Genomic DNA, 15,529 nt, shown 5'->3' with positions numbered 1-15,529 from the left:
TAAATAAGTTTCTCTCAATGATTTCACATTCCTAAAAATTATGAATAACTAAATTTTATAAATGTGAAATCTATAAGAAGGGTGTCGTCAGAACTATGGAGTTAGTTTGGCGATACCTTTTTTAGTTAAATTGGAAATAAAAGTGATATAGAGGGCTTAAGATATCCTATAAGAGGATAAATTTTTGAAATGATATAAAAGCTAATCTTAGCTAAAATGAATGGGAAATTAAATAAACGGACTTTTTTGTGTAGAGGTATTAAATAAAGTATTTTTGTAATGTGTATTTTTTTTAGGATAAATAATGGAATAAAAAATTTAATGCGCTAATGATTATAAAAATTAAGAATATTGACTTAAATTAGAGCCTCCTATATACTTTTAGAAGTCTAGGAGAAATATGACATCTTCCTTTATACGCATAGATATAAATAAAAAGAAATGGGGAAATTCAATTGAAAAAGAATGTATTAATTATTGGTGCGATAAGTTTAATCTTAGCTTTTACAGGGTGTGGCAATACGAACAGTGGAGAAGTAAGTAGTGCTGCAGCACAAAAGGAGATTAATCCACAAGAACTTTTAACAAGCGTTTCAAATAAAATGGCAGAAGTAAAAAGTTATGAAGCAGTAACAGATATAAATTTCAAAGTAGCAAGTCAAGGACAAGAGTTGAATATGGACATGGATATGAATATGAAAGTTATAAACGCACCTAGTCTAACAATGCAAGTAGATAGCAAGACTAAAATGGCTATGGGCGAAGAAACTCAAAATATTGATATGGCAATGTATCTTGAACCAGCTGAAGGTGGTTATACATTTTATCAAAATTTAGATGATGCATGGTATAAGACAAGTATTGCAACAGAAGATGAGGTTGCAAATTATATTAAAGCGCCTGGCAATACAGTTGATGAATATATTGGGCTTTCAGATGGGGTAACACAAGGCGAGGATGAAACCGTAAATGGTGTAGATTGCTATAAGTTATTAGTGAATATTCCTGTTAGCAAGTTAGGAGAACTTATGAATCAGATGGGGAGCATAGGTGCCAGTGCAGAGAGTATGCTTGGTAGTATAGCTGAGGCAGAAGATTTTGCTATAGAAATGCTTGTAAGCCAAGAAGATGAAACACTTGTACAAGTAAGAATGGACTTATCAGATATAATGAAGAATGCTTTAAAAGGTCAAGAAGGTGTAGAAGAAAAAGATTTAGAGAGCATTGAATTCGGCATGAATATGAGCTTTAGCAACTTAGAGGGCGTAAATGAAATCGTCATTCCAGAAGAAGCAAAGTCAGCTACTGAAATGTAATAAATACAAAATGGGATGTTATGAAACTATTTGATTAGTTTCGTAACATCCCATTTTGCATTTTCGAAGTAACTTATCAACTTTTGATTAAGTAGATGATGCAAAGTGTAGTAGGATGGTCTTGCGTTAGCTTTATCATGAAAAATCATTTTAGAAAGGTATACCATGATAAATGAGTTCATATACATAGTATAGAGTTTATAATGACGGACAAACAAAGGAGTCGGTGATATGTATGTAAATACGCTCATAAGCTTACAGGAAAACATCCCTACATATGGGGTAGAAGGCAAGACTGTAACAGGGCATGTGACTATTTCTACACCAGGTATAATTAGGTGCTATGTACAAAATCTTAAGCAAACTAATAATAGAACATTTGAATTATATGTATTAAGCAGTAAGCAGGACACAGGCGTAAGAATTGGGGAACTAGGCAAAGAAAAAGAAACGAAGTGGCGTGTAGATGAACATAGTGTAATGGGAAGTAATATTGCGCTAAAAGATATAGATGGTGTAGCAATTATAGTGAAAGAAAATGAATTAAGAGGTGTAGATGCAATACTTCTAGGGTTTAAAAATGAAAGATTTACAGTTTTACCAATTCTAGAGTCTATTGTACCAAAGTCTAAACCTGTTGAGTCAGTAGTGAATGTTAAGAAGGAGACGACTAGTCCACTTACTACAGCAGAGCCTGATAAAACAAAAGAGGTATCTCAATCAACTATTGTATCTGAAGAACGCAAGCCAGTTATTATCTCGAATGAACAAGAGCAGGAACCAGAACCAATGATTATATCGAATAAGCTAGAACAGGGACCAGGGCCGGTGATTATGCCGAATAAGCCAGAGCAAGGGCCAGGGCCAGTAATTATGCCGAATAAGCCAGAGCAAGGGCCAGGACCAGTAATTATGCCGAATAAGCCAGAACAAGGACCAGGGCCAGTAATTCTACCGAATAAGCCAGAACAAGGACCAGGGCCAGTAATTCTACCGAATAAGCCAGAGCAGGGACCAGGGCCAGTGATTATGCCGAATAAACCAGAGCAGGGACCAGGGCCAGTGATTATGCCGAATAAACCAGAGCAGGGACCAGGGCCAGTGATTATGCCCAATAAGCCAGGTCAGTGTCCGCTACCTAATATGCCAGAAGATGAACCAGGGCCAGTAATTATTTCAGAAGATGAATTAGAAACAGTTAGGCCTAATTCAATTAAGGTTGAAGAACTCTATGTCTCTGAAGTCCAAAAAGACAGCTTGTCTGAAGAAATAAAGAGAAGCAAAGAGGCAATTGATAGAATTGCAGAAAAGCTAAAAATGATAAAGTCACATAGTGAAACTGCTACGGAGAGTATAGAGATAGAAGAAAGAGAAGAAGAACAAGAAGACATTTGGCATTTAGAATCAGACCGCCATATAGAAGGAGAAGAAGATTCAACTTTAAAGGTGGAAGAGACGCCAGAAGAGATAGATTATTTAGCAGAAATAGAAAAGAAGTTGCAGGAGATACAGGGTAGGCTTAAAGAAGTTAGAAGTAATGGAGACGAAATTGATGATGATGAAGATACTGGTGAAGATGCTAGCGAAGCGGCGACTGAGGCCAGTGAAGAGGCAATTGGTGACGGTGAAGGGCTAGATGAAGGCGAAGTATTTGAAGAAACTGGGGATAATGAGACATTAAAACAAGATTATATAGATTTAGAACGTTTGGAGATTCGTAGGACGGAAAGTGCAATTGGTGATATTTTAAAGAAGGTAGAATCTCTAAGAAGACGTAAAGATCAAAAACGTAGTAGTGAAGAAAATAGTGATGATAAGGAAGCCTTTAACAGCGATGAAGTAGAGGAAATCAAGACAGAAAATATTATAGATAAAGAGTATATGAGTGATGAAGATGAAGAAAGCAAGAATGCGTACGATAGCAGTAAGCCTTTAGGTGTATCTAAGGGTGAAATAGATAATATATATGCTAGAGGAGAAATGGTGGAGGCGTTTATACAAGAGCCAGAGGATACTGAATGGGTAAAAATTTCCTATGGTGACTTCTTAAGGATTCCAAATTTAAGTTATGAATGGTGTACACAGCCATTTATTACTTTTGCTTTTTATAAATATAATGAAATCTTATTGGGGCATAACGGCAATGGAAATTATTATCTAGGTATACCTGATATATATCATCCAGAGCGTCAGGCAATCCTTTCTGATCCTATACCAGTAGAAAGATTTTTGTGTCGCCGAAATATAGAGCCAGCTATAGGAGAATATGGTTATTGGATTATTCCACTTCAAGGTGAGTATAGAGAAACCAACTAAAAACTTGAAATATACATGTAGGTAAATAGGTTTCTCTCAATGATTTCACATGACTCAAAATCATGAATAATTAAAATTTATAAATGTGAAATCTATAGTATAAGTTAATAATATAAGTAAGGGCTATTTGCAGAGAAGCTATTAATAGATGCAAATAGCTCTTTTAATTTTAGAAATAAGGAATATAAGTGAAAAGTCGTGTCATACTAAATGACATATATTAAAAATGACATATATTAAAAGTGAGAATATCTAAAAATGAGAATATCGTAAAAATGCATAAATGGGAAAAGAAGAAATATCAGATTCATAAAAAATAAAATTAGGTATTGAAATTTTTAAAATATTGTATTAATATATAGTAAATTAAATAAATTAATTAAACCTGTGATGGAGAGATAAAACTAACGACGCACTTACAGAGAGCTGGTAGTGGTGGAAATCCAGTAGTAAACGAATTAGACAAATGGACTCCAGAGGGCATAATGAAAAGAACTTAGATTGAAGTTAGATTTAAGATCTTAGTATCTTATGACGTAGCAACTGCGTTAAAGGTGAGGAATGTGGTGGCATTCTGCGTCGAGTGCGTATACTGAATGTATACGAATCAAGGTGGTACCGTGGGCAAAGTTTAGATGTCTATTATTATGAGAGATCATATGAGATACATAAACGCTCATCCTTGGCTAATTAGCTGAGGATGGGCGTTTTTTTAGTTGCTAAAAATTCCTACCTCAGTAAAAGTTTAATTAATCCATCAAATATCAACCAATTTGAATAGGAGGTAAGAAGATGTTTTATCCAACTTTAGAAGAAGTAAAGGCACTTGCCAAATCGTATAACAAAATTCCAGTAAGCTTAGAAATGTATATGGACTTTCAAACACCTATGGGGGTGTTAAGCCGTATCAAAGAAGTATATGATAGATACTTTTTATTAGAAAGTATTGAAGGTGGCGAAAAATGGGCGCGTTACACCTTTATTGGATTTAATCCTAATGCAAGCTTTTATGTGAAAAACGGTAAGACTTGTTATGCTACAAGAGAAAAGGTAAAACAGTTAGAAGGTAATCCTTTAGATGCCCTTAAAGATTTAATGGCAAGCTATAGTTCACCTAAACATCTGAAGTTACCACCTTTTACAGGTGGCGGTGTAGGGTATTTTGGATATGACACAGTGAAGTATGTAGAAGAATTAAAGTTTAGCAATAAGGATGAGCTTGATACAGATGATATTAAATTGATGTTTTTTGATGAACTTATTTGCTTTGACCATTTTAAACAGAAAATCATTTTAATCGTGAATATAGATGGGAAACAAAAGGATGTGGAAAGTAGTTATGAAGCAGCAAAGGAACGCTTAAAAGAACTCGTAACCTTTGTGAAACGTCCTTGTAAGAAGATGGAAGTTAACTTTGATGATGAAATAGAATTTACAAGTAATATGACGAAAGAAGAGTTTATGTCTAAGGTAGAGAAGGCTAAAGAATATATTGCAAATGGAGATATTTTTCAAGTTGTGCCTTCACAAGTATTTAAAGCAAAAATTGAAAGCAATTTATTTGATGTCTACCGTGTTCTTCGAACAATCAATCCATCACCTTATATGTATTTAATGCAATTTGAAGATTTGCAACTAGCCGGTGCATCACCAGAGACATTAGTTAAGGTGCAAGATAATGTAGTGATGACGCAGCCTATTGCAGGAACGAGGCCTAGAGGCAAAACAGAGGAAGAAGACCAAAGGTTGTGTGATGAGCTTTTAAAAGATCCTAAAGAACTTGCAGAACACAATATGTTAGTGGATTTAGCTAGAAATGATATTGGCAGAATTAGTGAGTTTAATACAGTAGAGGTAACAGATTATATGGCACTTAAAAAGCTTTCACATGTAACGCATATTACAACGAATGTAAGAGGTAAGTTAAGAGAAGGGCTAAATGCTATAGATGTTATCAAATCAATTTTACCAGCAGGCACATTATCTGGTGCCCCTAAAGTAAGGGCAATGGAAATTATAGAAGAGTTAGAAACGAATAAACGTGGTATTTATGGTGGGGCAATTGGTTATATCGGTTATGAAGGAAATTTAGATACTTGCATTGGTATTCGTACAGTAGTGAAAAAAGATGGGATGGCGTATGTGCAAGCTGGTTGCGGGGTTGTATTAGATTCAGACCCAGCTACCGAGTATCAGGAAACGATTAATAAAGCATCTGCTTTATTTGAGGCGATGAAGAAAGTGAGGGAAATAATATGATTTTGATGATTGATAATTATGATAGCTTTACTTATAACTTGTATCAATTTATAGGAGAAATTAATCCTGATATTAAAGTATATCGCAATGATAAGATTACCCTTGCTGAGATTGAAAAGCTCAATCCATCGCATCTCATTATTTCGCCAGGACCTAAATATCCCAAGGATGCAGGCATTTCATTAGAAGCTATTCGCTACTTTAGTGGGAAGATGCCAATATTAGGCGTATGCCTAGGTCATCAATCTATTGGAGAAGCATTTGGCAGTAAGATTGTAAAGGCAAAAAAAATCTTACATGGAAAGACAAGTGAAATTTATATTAAAGAAGAATGTCCGATTTTTAAGGGGTTTGATGGGAAATTTATTGCAGGACGTTATCATTCACTAATTATTGATAAAACGAGTTTAGGAAAAGATTTAAGCATTACAGCGGTAGATGCTGATGGGGAAATCATGGGAATTGCCCACAAGGAGCATCCAACTTATGGTTTACAGTTTCATCCAGAATCAATTTTAACGCAGGACGGAAAGAAAATGATTCAAAACTTTTTGGAGGTGGGGATTTATGAATAATTATATTAAAAAATTAATCGAAGGTAATCATTTAACCTATGAAGAAACAGAAGATGCGATGAACACAATTATGGAAGGAAAAGCAACTGAGGCACAGATTGGCAGTTTACTTACAGCACTTCGTATGAGAGGTGAAACCGTAGAAGAAATTACAGCCAGTGCAAAAGTAATGAGAGAAAAATGCAATCAGCTTAAAGGAAAGGGGGATTTGCTAGATATTGTAGGAACAGGCGGAGATTGTACGAATACATTTAATGTTTCTACCGTTTCATCATTAGTAGTTGCAGCAGCAGGCGTTAAAGTTGCCAAACATGGTAACCGTAGCGTTTCAAGTAAATGTGGGAGCGCAGATGTTTTAGAGGCGCTAGGGGTTAAACTAGATATAACCAAAGAGCAGAATGAAAAAGTATTAGAAGAAGTAGGGATATGTTTTATGTTTGCACCCCTTTACCACAGTGCAATGAAATATGTAGCAGGGCCTAGAAGACAAATGGGAGTACGTACGATTTTTAATATATTAGGCCCCTTAGCAAGCCCAGCATATGCTAACTTACAGGTGCTAGGCGTATACTCCGAAGATTTGGTTATCCCAATGGCACAAGTACTTGCTAATTTAGGCATAAAACATGCTATGGTCGTTCATGGGCAGGATGGTGTGGATGAAGTTTCATTATGTGCCCCTACAACTGTTTGTGAAGTAAGGGAAAAGGAACTTCGCTCATTTGTTTTAAATCCTCAAGATTTAGGATTAACCCTATGTAAACAATCAGATTTAGTTGGCGGTGAAGCAGCCCTTAATAAGCAAATTGCCCTTCAGATTTTATCAGGAGAGAAAGGGCCTAAACGAGATATGGTACTCCTTAATTCTGCAGTAGCCCTTACAACAGCTTTAGATAATATAAGTATGCAAGAAGCTATTAAATTAAGTGCAGAGCTTATTGATAGTGGCAAAGCTATGAAGAAACTTAATGATTTTATAGAAAGCACAAATTCATTTGGGCAGGTGGCAATATGATTTTAGATGAAATTATTACAACAAGAAAACAGATCATTGCAGAGCTCAAAAAGGAAATCACAATAGCAGATTTCAAGCAGCAAATTCAAGGAAATACGTATCCTCATTACAGTTTCCACAACGCACTAACCAGCAATATTAAAGACCTGTCCCCAAAAGAAAACACCAATATTGAAGACCTGTCCCCAAAAAAGAGGGCTCCTAAAATTATTGCGGAGGTGAAGAAGGCTTCACCTTCTCGGGGGATTATATGTGAGGAATTTGATTATATAGGAATTGCTAAGGCGTATGAGGAAGGTGGGGCAGCAGCTATTTCAGTTTTGACAGAGCCAGCGTATTTTAAAGGAGAGAATCGTTACTTAACGGAGATTAAGCAAGTGGTGAAGTTACCTTTATTAAGGAAGGACTTCATTGTGGATGAATGGCAGATTTATGAGGCCAAGGCAATAGGGGCAGATGCAATCTTGCTTATAGTGGCAGCATTGGAGCAGACGAAGCTTGAAGCATTTTTAAAGAAGGCGCATGAATTGGGAATGGATGCTTTAGTAGAAACCCATGATGAGGAAGAAGTAGGGCGAGCTATAGCTGCTGGTGCTAAGATTATAGGTGTTAATAACCGTAACTTACAGACCTTTGAGGTGAGTTTAAAGGTATCAGAAAGGCTGAGCAAGCTTATACCAGCTGATTGCATTTTCGTGGCAGAAAGCGGTGTGAAAACTTTAGAAGACATGCAGTTTATAAAAAGCATTGGGGCCGATGCCGTACTTATTGGAGAAGGTGTTGTAAAGTCAGGAAATAGAGTGCAAAGGCTTAAAGAATTACAGGAGATATAAAAAGGTAAGTAAAAGAAGAAATAAAATAGAATTGTATATAAAAGTAGGGAGTTATACATGACAAAGTTAAAAATTTGTGGATTACGGCGGGAAGAAGATATTGAAATTGTGAATAAGTATAGGCCTACCTATGTAGGATTTGTGTTTGCAAAAAGCAAACGTCAAGTTTCCTTGAGAGATGCAAAAGCATTGAAAGCAAAGCTTATAGACCAGATAGCGACAGTGGGGGTATTCGTGAATGAACCTATTGAAAATATTTATCTATATGCTAAGGAAGGTGTTATTGACTATATTCAGTTACATGGTGATGAAGATGGTCAGTATATCAAAAGACTTAAAGAGCAGGTAAAGCTTCCTATTATAAAAGCAATTCGTGTTAGCGATAAAACGCAGCTTATACGTCAACTAGAAGAAATGCAAAGCTCACCTATTGATTATTATTTGTTTGATACTTACACAGCTCAGGTTTATGGGGGAAGTGGTGCGAGTTTCGATTGGCATTTTATTAAGGAACTGGTAGGTAAGCAGATTCAGAAACCATATTTTTTAGCAGGAGGAATAGGGAGCGATAATTTAGAGAAGGCATTAAAGGAAAATCCTTATGCTATTGATTTAAGTAGCAAGGTGGAAACAGATGGCTTTAAAGATGAAGCAAAGATTAAAGAAGTCTGTGAAATTTTACAATCAGCACAACTACAAAACTATTAAGAGGTGAAGAAAATGAGTGAAACAGGAAGATATGGAATACATGGTGGACAGTATATTCCAGAAACATTAATGTCTGCATTACACGAACTTGAAAAGGCTTATGAATTTTATAAAAATGATAAAGCATTTAATGATGAATTAGAGTTCTTATTTAAAGAATATACAGGAAGACCTTCTCTGCTGTATTATGCAGAAAAAATGACAAAGGATTTAGGCGGTGCAAAAATATATTTAAAACGTGAAGATCTTAATCATACAGGTTCTCATAAAATCAATAATGTATTAGGACAAATGCTACTTGCAAAACGTATGGGAAAAAAACGTATTATTGCAGAAACGGGTGCAGGTCAACATGGTGTTGCAACGGCTACAGCAGCAGCGCTTATGGGATTTGAGTGTGAAGTATATATGGGTGAAGAAGATACTGTAAGACAGGCGCTTAATGTTTATCGTATGGAACTTTTAGGTGCAAAAGTAAATGCAGTTAAAACAGGCACTAAAACACTTAAAGATGCTGTTAATGCAGCCCTTCAAGATTGGGCACAAAATGTGGAAGATACATTTTACTGTATGGGTTCTGCAGTAGGACCACATCCATATCCACAAATCGTAAGGGATTTCCAAAGTGTAATAGGTAAGGAAGTAAAAGCACAAATGCTAGCAAAAGAAGGAAAATTGCCAGATGCCATTATTGCTTGTGTAGGTGGCGGCAGTAATTCAATAGGTATTTTCCATGATTTCATTAAAGAGCCAGAAGTTAAATTATATGGCGCTGAAGCAGGCGGCAGAGATGTGGAAGGGGTTGAAACAGCAGCAACTATTACAAAAGGTGCACCTGGAATATTCCATGGTATGAAATCTTACTTCTTACAAACAGATGATGGCAGCATTGCACCAGTATATTCTATTTCAGCCGGTTTAGATTATCCAGGTGTTGGCCCCGAGCATAGTTATTTACATGATATAGGCCGCGCGACTTATGTACCAATTACAGATGATGAAGCAGTAGAGGCTTTTGAATATTTATCAAAGACAGAGGGAATTATTCCAGCTATTGAAAGCTCTCATGCAGTAGCTTATGCCATGAAATTAGCACCAACAATGGATCAAGATCAAATTATTGTAATTAACTTATCAGGTAGAGGCGATAAAGACGTAGCAGCAATCGCGAGATATAAGGGGGTAGATTTACATGAGTAATATTAAGGCAGCATTTGAAAAGAAAAAACAAGAAGGCAAAAAGGCATTTATTCCATTTATTACAGCAGGTGATCCAGATTTAGAATCAACTGAGCGTTTTGTTTATGCACTAGAAAGGGCGGGAAGTACGTTAATTGAAATAGGTATCCCATTCTCAGATCCTGTAGCAGATGGGCCTGTCATTCAACGTGCTAATTTACGTGCTATGGCAGGGGGCGTGCATATTAAAAAGGTATTTGATATGGTGGGAAACATTAGAAAGACAACTCAGATTCCATTAGTTTTCTTAATGTATGCCAATACGATATATCATTACGGTATTGAAGCTTTCTTTAAAAAGTGCAAAGAAGTAGGCGTAGATGGCGTCATTATACCGGATTTACCACATGAAGAAAAAGAAGAGTTTGATGAGTTTGCACGCCTTTATGATGTGGATATTATCGGGCTTATTGCACCAACTTCTAAAGAACGTACAAAGATGCTTTGCGAGAATACAAGAGGTTTCTTATACTGCGTTTCATCACTTGGTGTAACAGGTATGAGAAGTAAAATAGAAACAGACTTTGGCGAAATGTTTGAAGAAATTAAAAAGTATAGCAAAGTACCAACGGCTCTAGGGTTCGGTATTTCTACTAAAGAACAGGCTGAGGTGCTAAAAGACTATGCGGATGGCATTATTATCGGCAGTGCTGTTGTAAAAATAATTGAAGAAAAAGGAAAAGACGCAACAGCTGACATTGAGGCGTTTGCTAAAGAAATCGTAGAAGTAATGTAGCAGGAAATTTATATGTGTTGATTTTCTATTGAGGCCTTATTATAATGAATAAGTATTATTTAACTAGAGAAAAGATGATTTGGAAATAAATAGACTGGCACGATAGAAAGGAACATCCTTATGCGTTTAAGAAGAGATGCAAGAGCTACAGATTACTTAGCACAAGATGAAAGAGTAATTCAAAATCCAGAAGAATTCAAAGGTAGATGGAAAGAGCACTTTGGAAATGACAATCCTATTCATGTAGAATTTGGTTGTGGTAAGGGCGGTTTTATTACACAACTTGCTTTAAGAAACCCACACATTAACTATATAGCAGCTGAAAGAGCGGAAACAGTTATCTATAAAGCTTGTAAAAAAGCAAATTCAATTGAAGAAACACCACAAAACTTAAGATTCTTATTCTTTGATGTACACAATTGTACAGATATCTTTGAGGCAGGAGAGGTACAAAGAATTTACCTTAACTTCTCAGATCCATGGCCAAAGAAAAGACATGCAAATAGAAGATTAACGTATAGAGAATTCTTAGACCGTTATGAACAAATCTTAGTAGAAAACGGTGAAATTCACTTTAAAACAGATAATAAAGGATTATTTGCTTCATCAATTGAAGAGTTTTCACTTAGAAACTGGCTTATGAAAAATGTTACTTTAGATTTACACAATAGTGATATGGAAGATAACATTATGACAGAGTATGAAAAGAAATTCTCAGAGCTTGGTTTCACAATCAATCGCTTAGAAGCAGTAAGACCAAATAGACAAAATAGCAAATAAAATCTGGTAAAATACGTATTAATAAAAATAAAAAATAAAGCAATCCTATGAGAATCAATAACTCTCATAGGATTGCTTTTTTGTTATGAATAGAAGTAAATAAGGGAGTCATAATAAATAAGAAGAATATTATATTGCATTTATAAATAATATATAATAAACTAACCATGTGTTTAAGTTTAAAGAATGTTATAAGTAAAGCATATGATATATATTTTTAAGGAGGAACAAAAATGGCATTTAAATTTCAAGACGCAAATTTCCAAACAGAAGCACTTGAATCATCTATTCCAGTAGTAGTAGATTTCTACGCTGATTGGTGTGGACCATGTAAAATGATGTCACCAGTTATCGATGAATTAGCTACAGAATACGAAGGAAAAGTTAAAATCGGTAAACTTAATACAGATGAAAACCGTGCAATCGCAAGCAAATACAATGTAATGAGTATCCCAACAATCATCTTAATCAAAGATGGTCAAGTAGTAGATACAGTTGTAGGTGCACTTCCTAAAACAGCTTTAGAGCAAAAAATTAAAGCTATGTTATAAGAATAGGCGGCCTTATAGTTAAGGGGCGGCAAAAAATAAGGGCTCTCCTAGCTACACTCTACACAATTTGTGATAGTCTAAGTTCGATATGTCAAAGAACGCGCATAACTCGCTATGCTCGTTTTACCGCGTTGCTTAAACAATGCGCTAAAATCCTTTGACACATCTTCACTAAGACTATCATCAAATTGTTCCGAAGGTAGCGTAGGAGAGCCCTTATTTTTTGCCTACTTACTAGAAGCGGCTATTATATAAGATGAGGGCGGACGGATGAGTGGAAGCCGGAGTTAAGGGAAATGATAGGGTTTTATGGATAAAAAGAGTAGTGCTAAAACCCTTTGAATAATTCACTAAACAAGGTGGTAAAAACCTTTGACACATCTTCACTAGGAGTATCAATTGTGTAGAGATTATTTGTATGAAAGGAAGGCAGAATTTCATGAAAGAGACAACGAAAAAGACAATATATGTAGCTGGAGTTGCAATTATGGGGAGTATAGCTGTTTTATTAGTTCCATCATTATTTATGTAAGTAGTTTATGACTTATTATAGTTAATTACGATAAATATATATTGGGCAAGTTTGCAACTTATATCAAGAATTGGGTGAGGTGGGTGTGATATTCTTTAGAAGGAAGGGGAGATAACAATGTTTGAATGGAATGAAGCGGTATGTCCAGATTATCAGCGACATTTTCCAGAAGAAATTGGATATGAGGTATTAAGGCCAGTAAAAAGACGAAAGTAGGTATGGCATAAATTATAAAAGAGATTAGTAAGTTAAAGAAAGAGGCTGTATAAACTAAAGTGAATGATATGTTTAGTTTATACAGCCTTATTTATATAAAGTAAATTATTTTTTATTGTGCTTTTTTCTATTTTTGTACCACTTTCTTGGCGATTGTGGTTTTTGGTAAGGTGGAATTGGTTTTTCCAGTTCAACGACAACTACATCTTTTGCAGTTAGTTTGCTATCAATGACACGATTGATATTTGTGAGAACTACTGCGATGATTGGTGAAGCGAAGAACATGCCTAGAGGCCCCCAAAGTGCGCCACCGATAATGATTCCTGAGATAATCCAAAATGGACTAAGGCCTATTGAATCACCTAGAATTTTTGGTCCTAGTACTAAGCCATCGAATTGTTGAAGGATGATAATGAAGATTAAAACTGCAGCAGCAGCTGGAAGTCCTTCAAATAATGTAATGGCTACAGCAGGAATTGCTCCTAGAATTGGCCCGAAATATGGAATCATATTAAATACACCTACAATTACAGCGAGTAATAGTGCATATGGATTTTTCATAATAGATAAACCGACAAAAGCAATAGTACCTATAATGAAAGAATCAATAAATTTACCCACAAAGAATTGGATAAATACGCTGTGTCCTTCTGAAAAAATAGCAATTACTTTTTCAGCACGTTTGGTACTTAGAAGAGAATAAGTAACACGCTTTGCAGCATAGGCAAAAGTTTCTTTTTGCATAAGAACATAAAAAGCGATTACGAGTCCCATAACCCAGTTAAGTAGCGTAGAAGCAATTACAATTGCTTGAGACATTACAACTGAGACTAAGTTATTGATTGTGTCAAATGCAGATGTTGATAAGAGGTTTTGAACATCAAAACTATCAAATAAAGTAGCAGCATTAAAGTTATTAGGTAAAATGACACCATTATCGCTGAGCTGTTGTTGTAAGTTAACAAGATTTTCAGTAAGCTCACGTTTATAGGTTGGTAGCATATTCGTTAATTCCTTTAAGTTTTCTGCTAGTTGAGGGATAAGATAGCGGAACATAAGAATAACTGTCCCTACAATGCACACATAAACGGCAAAGATAGAAACTGAACGTATGAAAGTTCTTTGACGTTTTTGTGTTGGTCTAATCCACATTAGTAAGTATCGCTCGAAGAAGTCCATAATTGGATTAAATAAGTAAGCGATAAGTAGCCCATAAAAAATAGGCGAAAGTACGCTCGTTATCCCTCTGATAAAAGACATTATCGAAGGTGCAATATTATCTGTATTAGACGATATACGATAAAACAGAATAGATATGATTATAACGACAAGTGCGTATAAGGAAATCTCAAAATAACGATTGTTTTTCCAAAAGTTTTTCATTTATACACCTCCAAAAGTTACAAATCTATTTTACCATAGAAGGGTTTAAAAGTATGTAGATGCTATGAAAAAAAGTAAAAAAAATGTTGACATATGAAATAGGTTTGTATATAATAAGTCTTGTCCTTGAGAGAGGACGAAACGAATAGATGCGGGAATGCTGGAATTGGCAGACAGGCTAGACTAAGGATCTAGTGATTGTATGATCGTGAGGGTTCAAGTCCCTTTTCCCGCACTGAATAAAAGGAGCAGTTACGTTGAGGAGTCAATGTAGCTGCTTTTTTTGATAGGAAGGTTTAATATATTTTATTTTTATAGTAGTAAAATGCATAGGGGACTAGGGAGAAGGCGAATAATATGCCGAGCTTAGCTAGACATAGAGGAGGCATAGCGTATGATAGAAGTCAACTTTTATAATCAAGTAGATGATGAATTATTAAAATTCGCAGTCATTATTTCGCAGACTAATGGTAAATGGGTGTTTTGCAAACATAAAGAAAGAGACACATATGAAATTCCTGGTGGGCATAGAGAGAGTGGCGAAAGTATTCTTGAGGCAGCTAAGAGGGAACTGAAAGAAGAAACAGGAGCCATTGATTTTAGTATTAAACCGATATGTGTATATTCGGTTAAAGGAAAAACCAGAGTAAATGAAGAAATAGGGAAAGAAACCTTCGGAATGTTATTTATTGCAGATATAAACTCTTTTGAAGAAGAATTACAAAGTGAAATAGAAAAAATAATCATTACTGATCATTTAATTGATAATTGGACATACCCTTTGATACAGCCTTTATTGATTGATGAAGTAAAAAAAAGAGGATATTTATAAATTTGATAAAAAAAGTTGTTGACATATGTAAGTAACTCATATATAATGAATATTGTCCTTGAGGGGACGAAACGAATAGATGCGGGAATGCTGGAATTGGCAGACAGGCTAGACTAAGGATCTAGTGATTGTATGATCGTGAGGGTTCAAGTCCCTTTTCCCGCACTACTAAAAGCCCTGAAGTATTAGTTAACTAATACTTCAGGGCTTTTTTGTTGTTTGCATTAGATTAATAAGT

13 protein-coding genes and 2 tRNA genes are annotated in these 15,529 nt (G+C 35.4%); 14 read left to right on the top strand and 1 reads right to left on the bottom strand.

The window, feature by feature from the left end; all coding sequences use genetic code 11:
* Positions 1-455 precede the first annotated feature (455 nt).
* The 11 genes from AC1VAQ_RS04300 to trxA all read left to right on the top strand — a co-directional run bounded on the left by AC1VAQ_RS04300 (position 456) and on the right by trxA (position 12,328).
* On the top strand, positions 456-1,316 hold the full coding sequence (locus tag AC1VAQ_RS04300) for a DUF6612 family protein (RefSeq protein WP_302600276.1): 861 nt from the start codon (positions 456-458) through the stop codon (positions 1,314-1,316).
* Between the two features lie 231 nt (positions 1,317-1,547).
* Positions 1,548-3,632: a DUF7922 domain-containing protein gene (locus AC1VAQ_RS04295; protein WP_479903510.1), complete on the top strand. Its 2,085-nt coding sequence runs from the start codon at positions 1,548-1,550 to the stop codon at positions 3,630-3,632.
* Between the two features lie 792 nt (positions 3,633-4,424).
* Positions 4,425-5,891 (top strand): anthranilate synthase component I, encoded by a 1,467-nt coding sequence (gene trpE, locus AC1VAQ_RS04290; RefSeq protein ID WP_302599374.1) that lies wholly within the window; start codon positions 4,425-4,427, stop codon positions 5,889-5,891.
* On the top strand, positions 5,888-6,466 hold the full coding sequence (locus AC1VAQ_RS04285) for an anthranilate synthase component II (RefSeq protein ID WP_302599373.1): 579 nt from the start codon (positions 5,888-5,890) through the stop codon (positions 6,464-6,466). The genes trpE and AC1VAQ_RS04285 overlap by 4 nt, the downstream gene beginning before the upstream one ends.
* On the top strand, positions 6,459-7,481 hold the full coding sequence (gene trpD / locus AC1VAQ_RS04280) for an anthranilate phosphoribosyltransferase (RefSeq protein WP_302599372.1): 1,023 nt from the start codon (positions 6,459-6,461) through the stop codon (positions 7,479-7,481). The genes AC1VAQ_RS04285 and trpD overlap by 8 nt, the downstream gene beginning before the upstream one ends.
* Positions 7,478-8,314 carry an indole-3-glycerol phosphate synthase TrpC gene (trpC, locus tag AC1VAQ_RS04275; protein WP_479903509.1) on the top strand — a complete coding sequence of 279 codons (837 nt, stop codon included), beginning with the start codon at positions 7,478-7,480 and terminating at the stop codon, positions 8,312-8,314. The genes trpD and trpC overlap by 4 nt, the downstream gene beginning before the upstream one ends.
* A 57-nt stretch (positions 8,315-8,371) precedes the next feature.
* Positions 8,372-9,022: a phosphoribosylanthranilate isomerase gene (locus tag AC1VAQ_RS04270; RefSeq protein WP_479903508.1), complete on the top strand. Its 651-nt coding sequence runs from the start codon at positions 8,372-8,374 to the stop codon at positions 9,020-9,022.
* Positions 9,023-9,034: 12 nt separating this feature from the next.
* Entirely contained in the window at positions 9,035-10,222 is a 1,188-nt protein-coding gene (trpB, locus tag AC1VAQ_RS04265) for a tryptophan synthase subunit beta (protein ID WP_302599368.1), read from the top strand.
* Complete coding sequence (gene trpA, locus AC1VAQ_RS04260) at positions 10,215-10,997, top strand: tryptophan synthase subunit alpha (RefSeq protein WP_302599367.1); 783 nt, start codon at positions 10,215-10,217, stop codon at positions 10,995-10,997. The genes trpB and trpA overlap by 8 nt, the downstream gene beginning before the upstream one ends.
* 120 nt (positions 10,998-11,117) lie before the next feature.
* On the top strand, positions 11,118-11,777 hold the full coding sequence (gene trmB / locus AC1VAQ_RS04255; RefSeq protein ID WP_302599366.1) for a tRNA (guanosine(46)-N7)-methyltransferase TrmB: 660 nt from the start codon (positions 11,118-11,120) through the stop codon (positions 11,775-11,777).
* Positions 11,778-12,010: 233 nt separating this feature from the next.
* The gene (trxA, locus tag AC1VAQ_RS04250; RefSeq protein ID WP_302599364.1) at positions 12,011-12,328 is read left to right on the top strand and encodes a thioredoxin; all 318 of its coding nucleotides are present in this window, start codon (positions 12,011-12,013) and stop codon (positions 12,326-12,328) included.
* A gap of 853 nt (positions 12,329-13,181) precedes the next feature.
* Here trxA and AC1VAQ_RS04245 read toward each other — a convergent pair.
* Positions 13,182-14,459: an AI-2E family transporter gene (locus tag AC1VAQ_RS04245; RefSeq protein ID WP_302599363.1), complete on the bottom strand. Its 1,278-nt coding sequence runs from the start codon at positions 14,457-14,459 to the stop codon at positions 13,182-13,184.
* Positions 14,460-14,610: 151 nt separating this feature from the next.
* On the opposite strand from AC1VAQ_RS04245, the gene AC1VAQ_RS04240 reads away from it, so the two are divergent.
* The 3 genes from AC1VAQ_RS04240 (at position 14,611) to AC1VAQ_RS04230 (ending at position 15,456) form a co-directional block, all read left to right on the top strand.
* Positions 14,611-14,694, top strand: a tRNA-Leu gene (locus AC1VAQ_RS04240).
* A 159-nt stretch (positions 14,695-14,853) separates the two neighbouring features.
* On the top strand, positions 14,854-15,291 hold the full coding sequence (locus tag AC1VAQ_RS04235; RefSeq protein WP_302599362.1) for an NUDIX hydrolase: 438 nt from the start codon (positions 14,854-14,856) through the stop codon (positions 15,289-15,291).
* Between the two features lie 81 nt (positions 15,292-15,372).
* Positions 15,373-15,456 (top strand) — tRNA-Leu (locus tag AC1VAQ_RS04230).
* The last annotated feature ends 73 nt before the right edge of the window (positions 15,457-15,529 follow it).

It is taken from the genome of Cellulosilyticum sp. (assembly GCF_982396655.1).
The sequence above is the reverse complement of the archived record's forward strand: the minus strand, read 5'-3'. Positions and strand labels throughout refer to the sequence as shown.